We start from the raw sequence: 18,873 nt of genomic DNA, 5'->3' as shown, positions 1-18,873 counted from the left end.
TCAGCCGCTGATTTTTATTTATCGGATTTAGTTTATCCGGCGAAAAAGCAGCGTTAACAACGCTGCTTTTTCAGGCCTGCATTTTCCCTCCATAAATCCTGCATCAGTAATCCGCACTACTTCGGTATACCAGCTAGTTATCACCATCTGTATCGCCAGTCCGCTGCAGAGCGCTTTGCAGCGTGATAGCTGGCCGCTACTGATAATTTCTGAAAACCCTTGCTGTTGTGCACTTTTTTATGGACCGGATTAATGAAGAGTAAATTGCGACTATTTCGCCATTCAGCGCTCAGTGTTGCGTTAATACTTTGTGGCTGTACCGTGCAGCCAGGTCAGGACCTGCCGCTGGCCAATAAAACGCTGGTTAACGATAACCGCGAGCGCTCTGACATTAACGCGCTGGTCAGGGTCACTCTGTTAAGTCCGGTAATGCTGCAACAGCTTAATGAAGCCGGTCAGCAAAACCGTTCAAAACATATTTTCCGGCTGCCGGAAGACGATTATTCTTATCGCATCGGCGTAGGTGATGTACTGAGTATTACCGTCTGGGATCATCCGGAAATTACGTCTCCGGCGGGTCAGTATCGTGACTCAACGGAAACCGGCAGCACTGTCCGACCTAACGGCACCCTCTATTTTCCCTATACGGGCAGCATCTACGTTCTTAATAAAACCACAGAACAGGTCAGGACGGAGATAACTGCACGACTTCACCACTACATTGAATCCCCGCAGGTTGATGTGAAAATAGCCGCTTTTCGCTCCCGGAAAGCGTATGTGAGTGGTGAAGTCGTTCGCTCCGGCCAGCAGCCCATTACTCATATTCCTCTGACCGTGCTTGACGCCATCAATGCCGCAGGCGGCCTGACGAAAGAGGCGGACTGGGAAAATGTCACACTGACGCATGATGCCGTGCAGTATCCGATATCTCTTAAATTGCTGTTAGAGAAGGGCGACCTGACACAAAATGCGCTGTTGCATCATGGCGATATTCTTTACATCCCGCGTAATGATTCCCGCAAAATTTTTGTCATGGGTGAAACCGGCGCGCAAAAAACATTACTGATGGACAGAAGCGGCATGACGCTGACAGAGGCTATCAGCAGTGCGCGGGGAATAGATCAGACTACGGCTGACGCCACAGGCGTTTTTGTCATCAGGCAATTAAAGGCGCCAGCAGAAAAAAGACTGGCTGATATTTATCAAATCAACCTGAAAAATGCGGCAGCGATGGCACTGGCCAGTGATTTCAAACTACAGCCCTATGATATTGTCTATGTTACCGCAACGCCACTGACGCGCTGGAACCGGGTTGTCAGGCAGCTTATACCTACCATAACCGCGGTTAATAAGCTCAGCACTGCCGTTAAAAAGATACCCTGAAAAAGGGTTAACTTCAGGCGTAAATGTTCCCGAGCGGCATTCAGGGTAGTGCTTAAATATAGCACTACCCTATTAAGCATTCATGTTATTTGAAATCGACAGCCATCAATTCAGAAAGTGATTTTTCTTTTACTGAGTTATGGCAGACCGCAATATAATCGGTAAATCTTGGTGAGGCTGGCATGCCGAGCTTCAGGATTTTTTCATTATCAAAAGTCACGTTTAACTTTGAAAACTCGCCATACAGACTCATAGATTTCAGTACGATCCTTTCATTACAGTCGCCAAAAAGCGTTTTGAAATTATGCTTTTCCCGGGATAACTCTTTATAGCCGACTTTTTTATAATCGGCCGAGACGGGTCGGGAGCCTGAAGCCAGCGCCATAGCACGATCAATCTCTGCAAACGTTACGCTGCTCTCTCTACCGGAGGAGATATGATAAACCGGATGATCGAGTTCAGCTGCCTGAAGCAGCCTGACTATGGTTTTGGCGCAGTAATCTACCGGTATAACATCGATTTTGTCATCAAGGTTGCACATGAACTTGCCCAGTCTGAGCGCCATGCGAAACACCCAAAAAATGCTGGCGGAGGGAATACACCCATGCTCAGTATGCCCTACAACAATAGAGGGGCGTGCAATAATTAACGGGAATCCCGGCAGGTGCTCTTTTATCATCTGCTCTACCGTCGATTTGCTCCAGGTATACTCTACAATATGATCTTTTCTTTGCGTGGGCGCGATCGCTTCTGTCACATGGCTGTCAGGTTCAGGCGTACATGACATTGCTGTACCCACATGAATAAAGCGTTTTAATCCCTTTACTTTACTCATGCGGCTGGCAAGCTGAAACGTGCCCTCAACGTTTACTTTCCAGATTAACGGATTATTACCAAAGGAAGCGATAGCGGCACAGTTAATCACCTTTTCCACATCGTTCAGCCTGAGATCTGCAATAAAAGTTTCCGGCTTTGATAAATCGCCTTCTATGATTTGTTGCGCTGAAATGGTATTTAGCTGAGCGGGGCTGATGCCAAACTTAGCTAAATTCTCCTTAACCCGTTCCAGGGCACTACTCTCTGCATCGCCTCGCGCAAGAAGAAGCAATCTCTCTGGGTTCTCATTTATCATTAACTCAGCAGCAATAGCACCACCCAAAAAGCCGGTACCCCCTGTAACCAGTATTTTTTTCATCTCTTTTCTCTTTAATTATGACACAGCAGACATAAGCTGCCTTGGCGAATAGCGCTAAATAGCGCATTCACCCTTTGAATGGAATCTATTATTTGAATATATTGCATCATTTCTGATGACAGATATTAGTCTTTACTCTATAAAAAAAGTTCACTCTTTCACTAAGCATTATCGCCATTATTTTTATTTCGCTTCGCATCCCATTCTTTTTTCAGAATGGCATACACCAGCGTATCGTCATAACGCGCCTCACCATGTTCAGTGATGAAACTGACGAACTCTTTAAAGCACGCTTCCTGCCGCATATGTAAGCGAACGCAGAGATTGCGCGAAGGAACATTATAATCTTCTACCCAGGCATAAATCCGCCGGGCATATTGCTGCTTAAAAAGATAATCAAACAGTGCCGCCACCGATTCACGGGCATATCCCTGACCGTGAAATGCCGGAGAGAAATGCCAGCCCGCTGACCAGGTGTGCCTGTCAGGTTCATCATTCCCGTTCTCAGCAAAAAGATGGCCTATTAACTGATTGTTCTCTTGCAGGCATACGGCAAACTGACTTTTATCTGTCGATCGTTTTTCCGCTTCCAGATAAGCAGCCGCCAGCGACGCTACTCTTTCATCATAAAAGCAGGGAGTGGCCGGCTCATGAAGATAACTGAATAATGCTGTGCCATCGTCCCGACAAAAGCGACGAATAATCAGTCTTGAAGTGGTAATAATATTCATTATGCCTCGCGCTACCATGTGATAAAACGATTGATTACTGAAGCTTGTCTGCAGATACCACTGTGCTACTCCGCCCTTTTCTTAACAAAACGCATCACTATGGTAAAAAATACGGGTACAAAAAATATTGTCAGTAGCGTACCGCTGATCATACCGCCAAATACGCCTGTGCCGATGGCATGCTGTGTACTATCGCTTGCGCCACTGGCAAGCATGAGTGGAACAACGCCAAGCGTAAAGGCCAGGGAGGTCATTATAATCGGACGCAGGCGCTGTTTTGACGCAGTCAGAATCGCCACCGTCAGGGTCTCACCCTGTTGCCGTAAATGGCGGGCAAATTCTATAATCAGGATGGCATTTTTGGCCGAAAGCCCAATCAGGGTAATCAGTCCGACTTTAAAGAATACGTCATTCGTCATCTGTGCCATGGCAACCGCAATTACAGCCCCTATCAGCCCGAGCGGTACAACCAACATAACGGCCACTGGCACAGACCAGCTTTCATAGAGCGCTGCCAGCACCATAAATACCACCAACACGGAAAGCACAATCAGTAACGGAAGCTGTTTTGCAGACGCCTTTTCCTGCAGCGAACTGCCGGCCCACTCGCCAGCAAACCCCTCCGGTAAATGTTGCGCCAGCTGGTCAATGACCTGCATGGCGGTGCCGCTGGAGACGCCGGGCGCAGCGCTGCCGGTAATACGGATAGCGGGATAGCCCTGATAGCGATTCAGCTGTTGCGGCGCAACGCCCCAGCCGATCGACGCAAAGCTGGATAGTGCCACCATCTGGCCGCTGCGGTTTTTGACCCAGCTCTGCAGCAGCTGCTCAGGCTGCATGCGGTATGCTGCATCCGCCTGGACGATAACCTGCTGTACCCGCCCCTGGTTAACATAATCATTGACGTAACTGGACCCGGCGATAACGGAGAGAGTCTGGTTTATCTCGTCGAATGAAACGCCCAGCGCCTCTGCCTTTTCCCGGTCGATCTTCAGCGACAGGCTGGTGCCGTCCGGTAAACCGTCGATATACGCTTCTGCCAGCGCAGGATGATGGCCTGCACGCCGTATCAGTTCGTCGGTAGCCTGTTTCAGCGCTTTATAGCCCCGCCCTCCCCGATCCTGCACATAGTAGGTAAAGCCTGAAGAGGTTCCCAGATCGGCAATGGCAGGTGGCAGCAAACTCATCGTAACGCCATCTGCCACGCTTTCCATCTGCTGCTGGATATAACTCGCTTCAGCCTGCGCGCTGCTGCCGCCACGTTCCTTTGACGCTTTCAGCGTCGTAAACGCCATCGCCGTGTTAGGACCAGAGCCTGAAAAGCCAAAACCCAGGATCATGATGTTATTTTTAATGGCTGGCCGTTGCGCTATTTCATGCTCAAATTTTTCAACCACGTTAAGTGTCCTTTGCATCGTGGCGTCGGAAGGCAGCTGAAGAGACGACATGAAATAGCCCTGATCTTCTTCAGGCAAAAACGAGGATGGCAACGTAGCTAAACCGGCCAGCAGTGCCATACAGAGCGCCAGATAGATCAACATCATCCTGCCGGTTCGTTTGAGAAGTGCGCGGATGCCCGATTCATAGTGAACCGTAAGCGCATTGAAATGCCGGTTAAAGCGGGCTGAAAATGTCCGGTCGCTGCTTAAGCGACTATCGTGCGGCCTGAGCAGAGTAGCGCACAATGCGGGCGTCAGCGTCAGCGCAAGAAAGGCTGACAGCAGAATGGACACCGACATCGAAATGCAGAACTGACGATAGATGATTCCGGTTGATCCGCTGGCAAAGCCCATGGGAATGAAGACGGCAGTGAGTACCAGCGTAATGCCAATGATCGCTGGCGTGATCTCGCGCATCGCTTCCTGGGTCGCTTCACGGGGTGACAGCTTTTTTTCTGCCATCAGACGCTCGACGTTTTCTACTACCACAATGGCGTCATCAACAATAATGCCGATAGCCAGCACCATGCCAAACATTGTCAGAATATTGATGGAATATCCGCACAGCAGCATCACGGTTAACGTGCCCAGCAGCGCAACCGGTGCCACAATAGCCGGAATAAGCGTACAGCGAATTTTATGCAGAAAGAGCAGCATAACCAGAAATACCAGCACCATCGCTTCTGCAAAGGTCTCCACCACTTTGATAATGGAGAGTTTTACAAAGGGTGCGGTGTCAAAAGGCACGGTAAAGCTTATTCCCTCAGGCAGCGAGCCGGTGAGCGCCTTAAGCCGGTTATGAATGCCCGATGCAGTGCTGATGGCGTTAGCGCCGGGTGCCAGCTGAATCGCGGCAGCCGTGGCTGGCAAGCCATTATCGCGTATGCCGAATGCATAGCTCTGTAATCCGGATTCAACGCGCGCCACATCTGCAAGCCTGAGGCGTGCGCCGGTTGCATCGGACCGGATGGTAATATTACCAAACGCCTCCGCAGACGTAAGCTGGCCCCTTACCGTGATAGGCCAGGTTACCGCCTGCCCGTCGATGGCTGGCTCGTCGCCGGTTCTACCCGGCGAAACAATGACGTTTTGCTGACTGATTGCCGTAAGCACTTCCGTGACAGAAAGTTTATAATCGTGCAGCCGTACCGGATCCAGCCAGATGCGCAGCGCTTTTTCACTGCCAAACAGCTGAATTTTGCCGACCCCCGGTACCCGCCGCAGTTCGTCCGCAATATTGCGGGCAAAGTAATCACTTAAATCCGCTTCCTGAAACGCACCGTTTCGGGATTGCAGACCCACCATCATCAGAAAGCCGGCATTTGCCGCTTCAACATTAATCCCATTCTGGCGGACAGATTGCGGGAGCCGTGGCTCAATCGTTTTAAGCTGGTTTTGCAGATCCATCTGCGCCAGTTTGATATCAGTACCCGGTTTAAAGGTAACCGTAATGGAAGCCATGCCCGTCGTGTCACTGGATGACTCAAAGTAGAGCAGATGATCAACGCCTGATATCTCGCGCTCTATTAGCGACACCACCGAGGTGTTCATGACCTCTGCGTTTGCGCCCGGATAGCTCACTGAAATGATCAGGCTGGGAGGCGCAACAGCAGGATATTGAGCAACCGGCAGATGCGGAATCGATAAAACGCCACTGAGAACGATAAACAGAGCAATAACCCAGGCGAAAACCGGGCGGTGAATAAAAAATAGCGGCATTATATTTATCTCATACTCAGCAACTGACTACAGCACGCTTCTGCCCGCAACAAACCTGTTGCGCAGTGACAACCAGACAGGGAGGCAGTTTAAAGCGCCATTGTTTAGGCTGTATGTGAGGTTTATGGATAGATTATGGAGCAAAAAACCTTAAAATAACGCCTAGTAAATAGCATTAATTATTCTCATCATCAGATAGAGCGGAGAGCCGCAGAAAAATAAAATCAAAAAACATTCATAATAAAATAGTAATTCATTTAATCCCGGATGCAGATTCAGCATGCTGGAGAAAAATGACACCAGCCACAGCATTATCATCAGCAGCCAGAATGCAATAATGAGTATCTCTTTTAATGCACCGGACCTCTTCTGCATCACCAGCAGTAAAGCGGCTGCCACAATAGAGAGATAGATCAATGGTGACGCCATAAGCGTATGCGATACCCGGTCGTCAGCGGCGTGCGCCAGTATAAGCCAGAGATAAAGTAGTCCCCATGAAACTGAGATAAAAGGTGCCAGCACACGTAATCTTTTGATAAAAACATCCTGAAGGCCATTCATCTCTTCTGTATCTCTGTTAGCGCCTGTCATCGGGTATCCTGTTCTCTTTTACGCTCAATTAATGAAAAACCAGAGAGGCATGCCTGTTTTTTTCATTATCTCATTACACTATGGAGTGTTTATCTGTGGTTTGTGGAGATAGCATTAAGATCCCCCGGCGCGTGCAGATAAGGCAGCGGCAAAGAAATAGGGCCAGCCTTATGAAACTTTTTTTAAACCAGCCTGTCCTGATGAGATATCAGTTACCTTTTTGAGCAAAAGATTATGCTGCCTGCTTCTGCCTACCGGCCAGCCAGCATTACCTGGCTCTTTCGGAGAATAAATGAATAGCGGCTTTTTAATTCTTGTTGCTGAAGATGATGATGAAATAGCAGATATATTAATGAGCTATTTGCAGCGAGCAGGCATGAGCAGCCTGCGGGCAGCCAATGGCGAGCAGGCCATCAGTCTGAGCCGGTTGAAAAAGCCCGACCTGATTTTGCTGGATATCAACCTTCCCCTGCTTGATGGCTGGAACGTCATGACCACGCTGCGTAAAGAGAGCAACGTGCCGGTTATTATGGTCACCGCTCTCGATCAGGATATCGATAAACTGATGGGGTTAAGGCTGGGGGCTGATGATTATGTCATCAAACCTTTCAACCCTTCCGAAGTCATTGCCCGGGTTGAGGCTGTCCTCAGACGAGCCGCGCGTAATGTGCCAGCTGAGGCAGCCAGGCCAATACGAACAGCTCATATCACTATTTATCCTGACGACTTTTATCTGGAAATTAAAGCCGGAGAGAGCGTCATAACGCCGGTACTCACCACAACCGAGTTTAAACTTTTGACCTATCTGGCAAAAAGTCCACGTAAAGTCTGTTCCCGTGAAGAGCTACTCAACGCCTGTCTGCCTGAGGGAGACACACTCGACAGAACGGTAGATAGCCATATGAGTAAACTGCGTAAAAAACTTGAGCATGCCGGTCTGATGGGTGTGCCGGAAAGTATCAGAGGGATGGGTTATCGTTTGGGAGAAAGTCAATGAGCCGGGAGCCTGTGCTCAGTCGCCAGATACTCACCTATATGCTGTCGCTGACTTTCATTATTGTTACTATATCAGTTGCAGGCTCATGGCTGTTTTATACCTTTATCACTGACTATATTCCTGGCGAAAATACAGCAGGTGCAGAAGAGTCTATGAACCTGTGGGACTGGATATGGGTTCTGGTTATGACGCTCTCCAGTCTGGTTATCTCTCTGTTTTTTACGGTGAAGCTCTCTGCGCGCATACTGACTCCGCTGAACACGATTGCTTCCAGCCTGAAAAAGATATCTGCCGGTGATTTAGGCGCCCGGGCGCTCTGCACAACCTCAATGCTGGGCGAGATCAACAGCCTGGTAAAAGATTTTAATGAAATGGCGGAGAAGCTGCAGACGCTCGATGAGCAGAGAAATCTGTGGAATGCGGCCATCGCACACGAACTCAGGACACCGGTTACTATATTACGCGGCCGTTTACAGGGGCTGGTGGAGGGCGTTTTTGGCCCCGACCCGCTTCTGTTTGAAAAGCTGCTCAGACAAACCGAAGGCTTAAACAGACTGATTGAAGATTTACGCGTGGTCAGCTCTGCAGGCGGAGCTGGCTACCTGCTGGATCCGCATGAAACCGATTTGCAGCAGCTGATTACACATGCCATTGACGTATTTACGCCGGAATTTGAAAACAAAGGCTTTACGGTTATCACTGAACTCACTCCACAGCTCTGCGTCTGTGATGCTTTGCGCATGACACAGTGCCTGACCGTGCTGTTTGATAATGCGCTGCACTACTCCACATCACGCACCCTGGTGATAAAAAATGGTATGACAGAGAGAGAGAATTACATTCTTGTTCAGGATGAAGGCCCTGGTATTCCACCTGAATTTCAGCCACTGCTGTTTCAGCCTTTTCAGCGCGGGATAAGTGCCAGAGAGGCGAATCCAAAAGGATGTGGTCTGGGGCTCTCTGTCGTCCGGGCTATTATGCAGGCACACGGCGGCAATGCCACCTGCGTGGTAACGTCACAGCAGCATTCCATTTTCCGGCTTGCCTGGCCAGTTGGGCATACCTGATCTGCGCTACAGGCTGTTTTTCGGCACATAAAAAACCGGAAGCGCGTGGCTTCCGGTTCTGTTTTTACACGGGCGTATCAGGCGCGATGCAGCGCAGGATAATTACGCCAGATCGAAACGGTCCAGGTTCATCACTTTCGTCCAGGCGGCCACAAAGTCATGGACAAATTTCTGCTTCGCATCGCTGCTGGCGTACACTTCCGCCAGCGCGCGCAGGATGGCGTTAGAGCCGAACACCAGATCGGCGCGCGTGGCGTGATATTTCACTGCACCGCTTTCACGATCGCGTCCTTCAAACAGCTCCGCGCGTTCATCAGTGGCGCGCCATGCGGTGCGCATATCGAGCAGATTGACAAAAAAGTCGTTGCTCAGCACGCCCGGGCGATCGGTAAACACGCCGTGCTGACTGCCGTCATAGTTGGTGCCGAGCACGCGCAGGCCGCCCAGCAGCGCCGTCAGCTCCGGCGCACTCAGCGTCAGCTGCTGCGCTTTATCCAGCAGCAGGGTCTCCGTTGAGGAACCGCTCTGCACGCGACGATAGTTACGGAAGCCATCGGCCAGCGGCTGAAGCACGTTAAACGACTCAATATCGGTCTGATCCTGACGCGCATCCACGCGGCCTGGCATAAACGGCACCTGTACCGCCACGCCAGCGGCGGCTGCCGCCTGCTCAATACCGACGCTGCCCGCCAGCACAAGGATATCCGCCAGTGAGAGCTTGCCGGACGCCTGCTGGATCTGCTGCAAGACCGGCAGCACATCGCTTACCACGCCGGCATTGACCGCCCAGCCGTTCTGCGGTGCCAGCGCCAGACGCGCACCGTTGGCCCCTCCGCGCTTATCGCCGCCACGGAACGTTGAAGCGGATGCCCAGGCCACGGAGACCAGCTGGCTGACGTTCAGGCCCGATGCGGCAATCTGCGCTTTAGCCTGCGCAATATCATCAGCGCCAGGCTGATGCACCGGCTGCGGTAACGGATCCTGCCACAGCAGATCTTCCTTCGGCACTTCCGGACCGAGGTAGCGCGCTTTGGGTCCCATATCGCGGTGAGTCAGCTTGAACCAGGCGCGGGCGAACGCTTCATTAAACGCCTGCGGATCGTTCAGGAAGCGGCGCGAGATCTTCTCAAACTCCGGATCGAAACGCAGCGTCAGATCGGTCACCAGCATGGTGGGCTTGCGCTTTTTCTCCGGATCAAACGGATCGGGGATGATCGCTTCTGCGTCTACCGCTTCAAACTGAATCGCGCCCGCCGGGCTGTGCGTCTGCACCCACTCATATTTGAACAGGTTCTCAAAGAAGTAGTTGCTCCACTGGGTTGGCGTCTGCGTCCAGACCACTTCCAGACCGGAGGTGATGGCATCTGCGCCGGCGCCGCTGCCGTAGCTGTTGTGCCAGCCAAAGCCCTGCGCTTCAATCGGCGAGGCTTCAGGATCGACATCAAGGTGGCTGGCGGCCGCCGCCCCGTGCGTTTTGCCCAGCGTATGCCCGCCTGCGATAAGCGCGACGATCTCTTCATCGTTCATGCCCATGTTGCCAAAGGTGGCGCGGATCGCCGGTGCTGCAGAACGCGGATCGCCGCTCGCTTCCGGACCCTCAGGGTTCACATAGATCAGGCCCATTTCGGTTGCGCCCAGCGGGGCATTTGCGAGGCTCTCGGGATGACGGTGCGCCAGCCACTCTTTTTCATGGCCCCAGTCCACATCCATATCCGGCTCCCAGACATCCTCACGACCGGCACCAAAACCAAAGGTACGGAACCCGGCGTTCTCCAGGGAGACGTTACCCGCCAGAATATAGAGATCGGCCCAGGAAATTTTCTGGCCATACTTCTGTTTTACCGGCCAGAGCAGGCGTCGTGCTTTATCAAGGCTGACGTTATCGGGCCAGGCGTTGAGCGGCGCAAAGCGCTGCTGTCCGCGTCCGGAGCCGCCGCGGCCATCAATGGTGCGGTAGGTACCGGCGCTGTGCCACGCCATACGAATAAACAGGCCAATGTAACTGCCCCAGTCGGCGGGCCACCAGGATTGTGAATCGGTCAGCAGCGCGCGGATATCCGCTTTTAGTGCCGCGTAGTCAAGCTGGCTGAACGCTTCGCGGTAGCTGAAATTTTCATCCAGCGGATTAGAGCGGCTGGAGTGCTGATTCAGCAGGTCGACCCGCAGCATATTAGGCCACCAGTCGCGGTTAGAGGTGCCGCTGCCGGCGCCGCGTGCAAGCACGCTCTTCTCTTCTGACGCTCCATGATGAAAAGGACATTTTCCGGACGCTGCAGCATTATCGTTATGGTCTGGCGTGCTCATTATTCGGCTCCATTGGCTTCACGTTTTGCGGTTAAGATAGCGGCACTCAGGAGCAGAATATATTTGGATGGACCGAAAGCTTTGATAGCTTTTGTCTTTCAAAAAGAAGTTTTGTGACAGGCTGCACAAAATGAAGCGCGGCCGTTCAGCTGCCGCGATAGGTGGACCAGGACCAGGGGGAGATCAGAAACGGCAGATGATAATGGCTGCCCGCCCGTCCGATCACAAAGTCTATCTGCGCGCTGACATAGAGCGCATCGCGCCCGTCAGCGGCAAAATAGTCGCCAATCTCTGCCGTCAGCCGGTAGTGCCCCGGCGCTAAGGGTTCCGGTGTTAAATCGCTGATACGCCCGTCGCGATCGGTTTCTCCTTCACTGACCGGAAACCACCCTTCCGGGCTGTTCTGCTCCAGCGAGACGGCAACGCCTGCGGCCGGTGTGCCGAGCGCGGTATCAAGAATGTGCGTGGTGATGGTGCTCATATGATGCTCTCCTTAAGCCGTAACAGGGTAATTTCCCGCAGCTGCGCCAGCGTCTCCTGCTGTTCGCACGCCTTATTATTGTTAAGCCTGCGCTGCAACTCTGCCAGCATCTGCTCCGCGCTGCGTCCGCTGGCCCGGATCAGAAATACCCGGCCAAAGCGTGCTTCATAGGCCTGATTCCCTGCGCGCATCGCGAGCTGCAGGTCGCGGTCCGCCTGCTGCATCGCAGCCTGCTCCTGACGCGACAGCCTGGCCTCATGCGCCGTACCCTGGGCTGCTTCACCAATACGCGGATGGGCGCTGAGCGCCTGCTCCAGCTCCGCCTGTTGCCAGCGCTGCGCCAGCTGCTGCGCCCGCCCGGCCAGCGCACTCAGGGAGGCATAGGGCCGTGCGGCCACCAGCGCCTGCTGCCAGGCAGGAATGGCGACGCAGTGCGCGATCGCCTGACGGGCGTCAGCCTCATCCGCCTGATTAAACTCATTCAGCTTCATGCCCGCTCCCTTATGCCTGCGCCAGCGCTGTTACCGCCTGCAGATACGCCTGCACGCCCAGCGCCACGTCGTCCATTTTTACCGATTCCGCCGGATGGTGGCTGATACCGTGATGGTTACGCACAAACAGCATGCCGACCGGCCAGCGCTCCGCCATGGCAATTGCATCATGGCCCGCCCCGCTCGGCAGTGCCAGCGTGCAGCCCTGAACGGTTTCAACCGCCGCGCCCAGCGCCTGCTGCAGCCGTTTATCGCACGGCGTCGCGGCAATGCGGTAATATTCGCTGGCGCTGAAGCTCACCCCGCGCCGCAGCGCAATCGCCTGCGCCTGCGTTAACAGCTGCGACAGGTGCCGCTCCAGCGGCTCATCCTGCGGGCCGCGAATATCCAGCGACAGCTGCACCTCTCCCGGAATGACATTCACTGCGCCAGGCTGACAGCTGAGCGTGCCGGTTGTCGCCACCAGCGGCGCCTGCGTCGCCTGTTCGATAAACAGCATCCACTCGGCGGCGGCGGCCAGCGCATCTTTACGCAGCAGCATCGGCACCGTGCCGGCGTGTCCCGCCTCGCCGCTAAAATGGCAGTTAAGGCGGCGCGCGCCGTTGATGGCGGTGACCACGCCCAGAGCTAAATCCGCCTCCTCCAGGCAGGGCCCCTGCTCGATATGCAGCTCCAGATAGGCGGCGATCTCGCTGACATGACGTGCTGCGAGACTTACCTGTGCGGCATCCAGCCCGGCATCCTGCATCGCGGCGGCGACCGTAATGCCGTTGCCGTCGGGATGAGTGATCCAGCTCTCCGGCCAGCTGCCGGTCAGGCCGCGGCTGCCCAGCAGCGTAATGCCGAAGCGGGTCCCCTCCTCATCCGCAAAACCCACTATCTCGACCGCCAGCGGCAGGCGCTGCCGGCGATCGTGCAGCCACTGCACGGTTTCAATTGCGCTCAGCACGCCCAGCATGCCGTCATAGCGTCCGGCGTTGCGCACGGTATCAAGATGGGAACCGAGCAGCAGCGCCGCTGCGCCCGGCTCGGCCGCCTCATAGCGGCCGCAGATATTGCCCACGGCATCCTGCCAGGTCCGCATGCCCGCCGCCTGCATCCACTCCGCCACGCAGGCGTTAGCGCGCAGGTGCTCCGGAGAGAGATAAACGCGCGTCAGGCTATCCTCCTCCTCGCTGATCTCCGCCAGCGCATCACAACGCGCCATAATGCGCGCGGCGGCCGACTGCGCCTCTTCAGCGCTCATCTGGCGTGCACTCATGCTTCGCTCCCGTAGCGATCCCAGGCGGCCTGCAGCGCCGCACCCTGCGGCGTACCAAAACCGCAGTGCTGCAGTACCGCTTCAAGCGCGCTCAGGGTCTGCATCACGCAATCTTTACGCGCGTTGTAGCCCATGGTGCCGATGCGCCACACTTTGCCGTGCAGCGGACCAAATGAGGTGCCGATCTCAATGCCAAAATCGTCCAGCATCAGTTTGCGCACCTGGTCACCGTTCACGCCCTGCGGAATGACAACGCCCAGCACGTTGTTCATCTTGTGCTGCAGATCGCCAAAGGTCTCCAGTCCCATGCCCTGGATGCCTTTCAGCAGCGCGTCACCATGCAGCTTGTGCCGGGCGATGCTGTTATCCAGCCCCTCCTGCAAAATGATGCGCGCGCATTCCCGGGCACCAAACAGCGCGCTGGTCGCTTCCGTATGGTGATTAAGCCGCTCCGGCCCCCAGTAATCCATGATCATGCCGAGATCGAAATAGTTGGAGTAGATCATCTCGTCATCACCATCCTGATGCGCCGCCGTGCGGATCCCCTCCTCCACGCATTTACGCTTGCGGATGATCTCCTCCATCTGCGGGCTCAGGGTAACGGGAGAGGTGCCGGAGGGACCGCCCAGGCATTTCTGCATGCCGGCAGAGACCGCATCCAGCCCCCAGGCATCAGTTTCCAGCGCGTTACCCGCCAGAGAGGCGGTGGCATCGGTATAGAACAGTACGCCATACCGGCGACAGATAGCGCCCAGCTCCGCCAGCGGCTGCAGCATAGTGGTTGACGTGTCACCCTGCACCGTCAGCAGCAGGCGCGGCTTAACCCGTTTGATCGCATCCTCAATCTGATCCGGCGAGAACACTTCGCCCCAGGGCACTTCAATCGTATGCACTTCCGCCCGGCAGCGCCGCGCAATCTCGCACAGCAGATGGCCAAAACGGCCAAACACCGGTACCAGTACCCGATCGCCGGGACGGATAGCAGAAAGCAGAATCGCCTCGATGCCGGCGCGAGAGGTGCCGTCAATCAGCAGCGTCCAGCGATTTTCGGTGCGAAAAATGCCACGATAGAGCGCCATGACTTCATTCATGTAGTGCGTCATCGCCGGATCGTACTGCCCGAGCAGCTGGCTCGACATGGCGCGCAGCACGCGCGGGTCGGCGTTAATCGGCCCTGGCCCCATCAGCAGACGCTGCGGCGGATTGATCTGAGAGAACTGATGAATGTCCATAGTGAATTCCTTAATGGCCCCGCTCAGAGGCGTACGGTCGAGATAAACTGTTTCAGTTCGGCGGTCTGCGGCTGCGCAAACAGCGTTTTACTGCTGCCCTGCTCCCACACCCGCCCCTGATGCATAAATACCACCCGGTCGCCCACGTCGCGGGCAAAATTCATTTCATGCGTCACGAGGATCAGCGTCATCCCCTCCGCCGCCAGCTGCTCCAGCACCTTCAGCACCTCGCCCACCAGCTCCGGATCGAGCGCGGAGGTGATCTCATCGCAGAGCAGCACTTTTGGCTGCATCGCCAGCGCCCGGGCAATCGCCACACGCTGCTGCTGGCCGCCGGAGAGGCTGGCCGGGTAGTAGTCCAGTCGCTCACCCAGCCCCACTTTTTCCAGCATTTTTGTTGCCAGCTGCCGGCACTCCGCCGCGCTTTTTTTCAGCACGCGGCGCGGTGCCAGCATCACATTCTCCAGCGCGGTCATGTGCGGAAAAAGATTGAAATTCTGGAACACCATACCGACCGAGCGGCTGATTTCACGCGCCTGAGATTCACGATGCGTAATGGTCATGCCGCCCAGCTTAATGCTGCCCTCCTGGTAGCCCTCCAGCCCGTTCATACAGCGCAGCAGCGTGCTTTTACCGGAGCCGCTGCGGCCGATAATCGAGATCACTTCGCCATTATCGATATCCAGATCAACCCCTTTCAGGACATGATTTTCGCCGTAGTATTTCTGAACCTGATTAATGGTGATGAGCGGCATGGAATTTTTTCTCCAGGTACTGGCTGTAGCGCGACAGCGGATAACACATCAGGAAGTAGCCAAGCGCCACGAGGCCAAACACCTTAAACGGCTGATACGTGACGTTGTTTAAAATAGTGCCGGCTTTCGTCAGCTCGATAAAACCGATAATTGAGGCCAGCGCGGTGCCTTTGATCACCTGCACCGCAAAGCCCACCGTCGGCGCAATGCCGATGCGGATCGCCTGCGGTGCCACGACGCGGCAGAGCGTCTGGCCGAAGTTCAGGCCGAGGCAGCGTGACGCCTCCCACTGACCTTTTGGCAGCGCGCGTATGCTGCCGTACCAGATATCGAGCAGAAAGGCGCTGGTATAAAAGGTCAGCGCCAGCGAGGCGGCGGTCCACGGCGCCACGTCCACGCCAAACAGCCCGACGCCAAAAAACGCGAGAAACAGCTGCATCAGCAGCGGCGTGCCCTGAAACAGCGCGGTATAGCCCTGAATCAGCCGCGTCAGCCACGTCTTTTTCAGCAGGCGCAGCAGCAGCAGCGGCAGCGTCACCAGCGTGCCGCCGGCGAAGGCCACCAGCGACAGCAGCAGCGTCCAGCGTGCGGCCAGCAGCAGATTGCGCAGAATGTCCCAGTCGGTAAAGGTTGTCATGCCGGCTCTACTCCAAACCATTTACGCCCCAGCGCCAGCAGCAGCTGACGCATCGCAACTGACAACGCCAGATAGAGCAGCGTGGTCACCAGGTAGACTTCAAAACTCAAAAATGTGCGGGACTGAATCAGATTGGCCGCAAAGGTCAGCTCCTCATAAGAGACCTGCGACACCACCGATGAGCCGAGCATAACGATGATGCACTGACTGACCAGGGCCGGATAGATGCGCTGCAGCGAAGGTGGCAGCACCACGCGCAGAAAGGTCTGCGCGCGGCTTAAACCCAGCACGCGCCCCGCTTCCCACTGTCCTTTCGGCGTGACCTGAATGCCGGCGCGGATAATCTCTGTGCTGTAAGCGCCGAGATTGATCAGCATTGCCAGCAGCGCAGCTTCTCCGGCGGTAAGTTTTACCCCCAGGTTGGGCAGGCCAAACACGATAAAAAACAGCTGTACGACAAACGGCGTATTGCGGATCAGCTCCACATAGACGCCCCAGAGGCGGCTGGCCCAGCCTGGCCTGCCGCTGCGCAGCGCTGCGCCGAGGATGCCGAGGCTGACGCCACCGAGCGTAGCCACCACCGTAAGCTGCACAGTGACCCATAGCCCGGCCAGCAGTTCCGGCCAGTAAGGCCAGAGTTCAGCGAAATTTAGCTGCGCCATGACTCAGGCACCGAGCGAAGCGGGCAGCGGCGCTTTCAGCCACTCTTCCGAGAGCTTATTCAGCGTACCGTCCTTTATACCCTGTTCGATCAGCGTATCGACCTCTGCTTTCAGCGCCGGCTCATTCTTCTTCAGACCGATAAAGCAGGGAGAATCTTTCAGCATAAACTGCGCCACCGGCGCTTTTGCCGCGTTCTGCCGGGTAATGGCCGCCACCACCAGATTACCGGTTGCCACATACTGCACCTGACCGGAGAGATAAGCCGAAAGCGTGGTGTTGTTATCTTCGTAACGCTTGACCTGCGCATCTTTCGGCGCGGCCGCGCTCAGCACCATATCTTCAACCGCGCCACGCGTAACGCCGATCGTTTTGCCGCTCAGTGCGGCGGCATCCTTCAGCGTCTCACCTTTCGGCCCGAACACGCCGAGGAAAAAGGGTGCATAGGCGCGGCTGAAGGCGATGACCTTTTCCCGCTCCGCATTTTTACCCATGCTGGAGATCACCAGATCGACTTTGTCCGTCTGCAGATAAGGTACGCGGTTGGCACTGGAGACCGGCACCAGCTGCAACTTCAGTTTCATCTGCTTTGCCAGATAGCGCGCCATGTCGATGTCATATCCCTGCGGCTGCAGATCGGTGCCCACTGATCCAAACGGCGGGAAATCCTGCGGCACTGCGATGCGGATCACGCCGCGCTTTTGAATATCCTGTAGCTGATCCGCCTGCGCGCTGCCTGCCTGAGCCAGTAAAAGCGCCGCACCCGCTACCGCCAGTAAAACCTTTTTCATTATGCACCCCGGTGTGTTGAACGTGAAACAAAAGATTCTTACAGGCAGTGACTGCAACTAATGTGCCAATCAAAGCGACAGAAAAAAACCGGTAACAAACCGGCATAAAAGGGGTCAGCAGCAGGAAAAATCGGGTACTGGCGTACCCTGCTTCAGAGATTCAAAACGGTGCAACGCACCATTTCAGTGCCCGCTATCGGTGTTCCAGCTCATCCAGATGCTGATAGAGATCGGCTATCTGATGAATACGCTGCCGCCCCTGCGACAGGGTTTCATGCAGCAGCGCGTTCGCCAGTAAATTGACCAGGCTCATGGCTGAAGCGTAACTGTCAAAGGCAGACACGCTGTCAAGCGGTGCACAAAGCTGCCAGCGTGCCACGCCCTGAATCCCCTGCGCCTGCGGCTCCGAGAGCGCCAGCAGCGGGATATCACGCTGCTGCAGCTGCTGCATCAGCGGACGCAGCAGGCGCGGACGTCGCCGGAACGCCATCACCACCACCATATCGTCCGGGGTAATATCCACCAGCTCTTCGCCCAGCGTCTGGCCCGGCTGCGGCAGCAGTACCACGTGGGCACGCGCCTGCAGCAGCTGCTGCCGCAGATGCAGCGCGACCGGATACGCGTTGCGCATACCGATGATAAAGACGCGTTTTGCGCTGCCCAGTGCGGCGATGACGTCGCTTAACTGCTGGCTGTCGATACGGTTGATCCACTGCGTGAGGTTTGCCATCTCCTGCTTATAGTGGCGCGCCAGCAGCGTGTTGCCCTGCACCGCATCGCGGTTGTCGGTGAGCGGCATTCCGCTCTGCCGCAGGGTGCGCAGCTCATCGCGCATATCTTTATATTTTTCATAGCCAAGGCGCCGGAACAGCCGGCTCACCGTTGCTTTGGAGACGCCGCTTAGCCGTGCCAGTTCAGCACTGTTGTAGCTGATCAGGTCATCAAAATGGTCAAACACAAAGTCAGCAATGCGCTGCTCCTGAGGCGACAGCTGCGCGTACTGGCTGCGCAGACGTTCATCGAGTTGTTTCATGCGTTGTCCTGTAACTTTCGTTTCACCCTGCTCTAGCATAAATCGATCCAGCACCCACCGACAGAAAAAGTGGAACAGCTCTTGCTTATGTTTACGTCAGGGAATG

At 55.1% G+C, this 18,873-nt stretch carries 17 protein-coding genes; 3 read left to right on the top strand and 14 right to left on the bottom strand.

Features of this window, described 5'->3' with window-relative positions:
- Positions 1 to 252 precede the first annotated feature (252 nt).
- Positions 253 to 1,383: a polysaccharide export protein gene (locus F3J39_RS00170; protein WP_052246469.1), complete on the top strand. Its 1,131-nt coding sequence runs from the start codon at positions 253 to 255 to the stop codon at positions 1,381 to 1,383.
- Positions 1,384 to 1,468: 85 nt separating this feature from the next.
- Here F3J39_RS00170 and F3J39_RS00165 read toward each other — a convergent pair whose 3' ends face one another.
- The 4 genes from F3J39_RS00165 to F3J39_RS00150 all read right to left on the bottom strand — a co-directional run bounded on the left by F3J39_RS00165 (position 1,469) and on the right by F3J39_RS00150 (position 7,058).
- Positions 1,469 to 2,578, bottom strand: coding sequence for an SDR family oxidoreductase (locus tag F3J39_RS00165; RefSeq protein ID WP_166713734.1), 1,110 nt, complete (start codon positions 2,576 to 2,578; stop codon positions 1,469 to 1,471).
- 161 nt (positions 2,579 to 2,739) lie between these two features.
- Positions 2,740 to 3,309, bottom strand: a complete 570-nt coding sequence (locus F3J39_RS00160; RefSeq protein ID WP_094111380.1) for a GNAT family protein — start codon at positions 3,307 to 3,309, stop codon at positions 2,740 to 2,742.
- 65 nt (positions 3,310 to 3,374) lie between these two features.
- Positions 3,375 to 6,467: a multidrug efflux RND transporter permease subunit gene (locus tag F3J39_RS00155; protein WP_166713733.1), complete on the bottom strand. Its 3,093-nt coding sequence runs from the start codon at positions 6,465 to 6,467 to the stop codon at positions 3,375 to 3,377.
- 162 nt (positions 6,468 to 6,629) lie between these two features.
- Positions 6,630 to 7,058, bottom strand: coding sequence for a hypothetical protein (locus F3J39_RS00150; RefSeq protein WP_052246468.1), 429 nt, complete (start codon positions 7,056 to 7,058; stop codon positions 6,630 to 6,632).
- A 292-nt stretch (positions 7,059 to 7,350) separates the two neighbouring features.
- Between F3J39_RS00150 and F3J39_RS00145 the strand changes: the two genes are divergently transcribed.
- Both F3J39_RS00145 and F3J39_RS00140 read left to right on the top strand, forming a co-directional pair.
- Positions 7,351 to 8,055 (top strand): response regulator, encoded by a 705-nt coding sequence (locus tag F3J39_RS00145; protein ID WP_039382845.1) that lies wholly within the window; start codon positions 7,351 to 7,353, stop codon positions 8,053 to 8,055.
- Positions 8,052 to 9,122 (top strand): ATP-binding protein, encoded by a 1,071-nt coding sequence (locus F3J39_RS00140; RefSeq protein ID WP_071668483.1) that lies wholly within the window; start codon positions 8,052 to 8,054, stop codon positions 9,120 to 9,122. The genes F3J39_RS00145 and F3J39_RS00140 overlap by 4 nt, the downstream gene beginning before the upstream one ends.
- 102 nt (positions 9,123 to 9,224) lie before the next feature.
- Here F3J39_RS00140 and katG read toward each other — a convergent pair whose 3' ends face one another.
- The 10 genes from katG to hpxU form a co-directional block, all read right to left on the bottom strand.
- Positions 9,225 to 11,426 (bottom strand): catalase/peroxidase HPI, encoded by a 2,202-nt coding sequence (gene katG, locus F3J39_RS00135; protein ID WP_166713732.1) that lies wholly within the window; start codon positions 11,424 to 11,426, stop codon positions 9,225 to 9,227.
- A 145-nt stretch (positions 11,427 to 11,571) separates the two neighbouring features.
- Complete coding sequence (uraH, locus tag F3J39_RS00130) at positions 11,572 to 11,907, bottom strand: hydroxyisourate hydrolase (RefSeq protein WP_071668481.1); 336 nt, start codon at positions 11,905 to 11,907, stop codon at positions 11,572 to 11,574.
- Positions 11,904 to 12,398 carry a 2-oxo-4-hydroxy-4-carboxy-5-ureidoimidazoline decarboxylase gene (uraD, locus tag F3J39_RS00125; protein WP_104084598.1) on the bottom strand — a complete coding sequence of 165 codons (495 nt, stop codon included), beginning with the start codon at positions 12,396 to 12,398 and terminating at the stop codon, positions 11,904 to 11,906. Before uraD ends, uraH begins: the two co-directional genes overlap by 4 nt.
- Before the next feature lie 10 nt (positions 12,399 to 12,408).
- Positions 12,409 to 13,659 (bottom strand): allantoate amidohydrolase, encoded by a 1,251-nt coding sequence (gene hpxK, locus F3J39_RS00120; protein WP_166713731.1) that lies wholly within the window; start codon positions 13,657 to 13,659, stop codon positions 12,409 to 12,411.
- The gene (locus tag F3J39_RS00115) at positions 13,656 to 14,891 is read right to left on the bottom strand and encodes an alanine--glyoxylate aminotransferase family protein (RefSeq protein WP_145339302.1); all 1,236 of its coding nucleotides are present in this window, start codon (positions 14,889 to 14,891) and stop codon (positions 13,656 to 13,658) included. The genes hpxK and F3J39_RS00115 overlap by 4 nt, the downstream gene beginning before the upstream one ends.
- 23 nt (positions 14,892 to 14,914) lie before the next feature.
- A complete protein-coding gene (locus F3J39_RS00110) occupies positions 14,915 to 15,646 on the bottom strand; it encodes an amino acid ABC transporter ATP-binding protein (protein ID WP_039382834.1) in 732 nt (243 codons plus the stop codon).
- Positions 15,627 to 16,283 carry an amino acid ABC transporter permease gene (locus F3J39_RS00105; RefSeq protein WP_039382833.1) on the bottom strand — a complete coding sequence of 219 codons (657 nt, stop codon included), beginning with the start codon at positions 16,281 to 16,283 and terminating at the stop codon, positions 15,627 to 15,629. The genes F3J39_RS00110 and F3J39_RS00105 overlap by 20 nt, the downstream gene beginning before the upstream one ends.
- A complete protein-coding gene (locus F3J39_RS00100) occupies positions 16,280 to 16,945 on the bottom strand; it encodes an amino acid ABC transporter permease (RefSeq protein ID WP_039382832.1) in 666 nt (221 codons plus the stop codon). The genes F3J39_RS00105 and F3J39_RS00100 overlap by 4 nt, the downstream gene beginning before the upstream one ends.
- Positions 16,946 to 16,948: 3 nt before the next feature.
- Positions 16,949 to 17,734 carry a transporter substrate-binding domain-containing protein gene (locus F3J39_RS00095; protein ID WP_039382831.1) on the bottom strand — a complete coding sequence of 262 codons (786 nt, stop codon included), beginning with the start codon at positions 17,732 to 17,734 and terminating at the stop codon, positions 16,949 to 16,951.
- A 193-nt stretch (positions 17,735 to 17,927) separates the two neighbouring features.
- Positions 17,928 to 18,767, bottom strand: a complete 840-nt coding sequence (gene hpxU, locus F3J39_RS00090; RefSeq protein WP_039382830.1) for a MurR/RpiR family transcriptional regulator HpxU — start codon at positions 18,765 to 18,767, stop codon at positions 17,928 to 17,930.
- Between the last annotated feature and the right edge of the window lie 106 nt (positions 18,768 to 18,873).

This window comes from Pantoea sp. Acro-807, from assembly GCF_011752675.1.
Classification (GTDB): Bacteria; Pseudomonadota; Gammaproteobacteria; order Enterobacterales; family Enterobacteriaceae; genus Pantoea; species Pantoea eucrina.
The sequence above is the reverse complement of the archived record's forward strand: the minus strand, read 5'-3'. Positions and strand labels throughout refer to the sequence as shown.

Excerpts from the sequence above, each read along its gene's own strand:
- katG (WP_166713732.1), bottom strand. The coding sequence starts at position 11,426 with ATGAGCACGCCAGACCATAACGATAATGCTGCAGCGTCCGGAAAATGT.
- F3J39_RS00150 (WP_052246468.1), bottom strand. The coding sequence starts at position 7,058 with ATGACAGGCGCTAACAGAGATACAGAAGAGATGAATGGCCTTCAGGAT.
- F3J39_RS00160 (WP_094111380.1), bottom strand. The coding sequence starts at position 3,309 with ATGAATATTATTACCACTTCAAGACTGATTATTCGTCGCTTTTGTCGG.
- uraH (WP_071668481.1), bottom strand. The coding sequence starts at position 11,907 with ATGAGCACCATCACCACGCACATTCTTGATACCGCGCTCGGCACACCG.
- F3J39_RS00155 (WP_166713733.1), bottom strand. The coding sequence starts at position 6,467 with ATGCCGCTATTTTTTATTCACCGCCCGGTTTTCGCCTGGGTTATTGCT.
- F3J39_RS00165 (WP_166713734.1), bottom strand. The coding sequence starts at position 2,578 with ATGAAAAAAATACTGGTTACAGGGGGTACCGGCTTTTTGGGTGGTGCT.
- hpxU (WP_039382830.1), bottom strand. The coding sequence starts at position 18,767 with ATGAAACAACTCGATGAACGTCTGCGCAGCCAGTACGCGCAGCTGTCG.
- uraD (WP_104084598.1), bottom strand. The coding sequence starts at position 12,398 with ATGAAGCTGAATGAGTTTAATCAGGCGGATGAGGCTGACGCCCGTCAG.
- F3J39_RS00105 (WP_039382833.1), bottom strand. The coding sequence starts at position 16,283 with ATGACAACCTTTACCGACTGGGACATTCTGCGCAATCTGCTGCTGGCC.
- F3J39_RS00100 (WP_039382832.1), bottom strand. The coding sequence starts at position 16,945 with ATGGCGCAGCTAAATTTCGCTGAACTCTGGCCTTACTGGCCGGAACTG.
- F3J39_RS00170 (WP_052246469.1), top strand. The coding sequence starts at position 253 with ATGAAGAGTAAATTGCGACTATTTCGCCATTCAGCGCTCAGTGTTGCG.
- F3J39_RS00110 (WP_039382834.1), bottom strand. The coding sequence starts at position 15,646 with ATGCCGCTCATCACCATTAATCAGGTTCAGAAATACTACGGCGAAAAT.
- F3J39_RS00145 (WP_039382845.1), top strand. The coding sequence starts at position 7,351 with ATGAATAGCGGCTTTTTAATTCTTGTTGCTGAAGATGATGATGAAATA.
- hpxK (WP_166713731.1), bottom strand. The coding sequence starts at position 13,659 with ATGAGTGCACGCCAGATGAGCGCTGAAGAGGCGCAGTCGGCCGCCGCG.
- F3J39_RS00140 (WP_071668483.1), top strand. The coding sequence starts at position 8,052 with ATGAGCCGGGAGCCTGTGCTCAGTCGCCAGATACTCACCTATATGCTG.
- F3J39_RS00115 (WP_145339302.1), bottom strand. The coding sequence starts at position 14,891 with ATGGACATTCATCAGTTCTCTCAGATCAATCCGCCGCAGCGTCTGCTG.
- F3J39_RS00095 (WP_039382831.1), bottom strand. The coding sequence starts at position 17,734 with ATGAAAAAGGTTTTACTGGCGGTAGCGGGTGCGGCGCTTTTACTGGCT.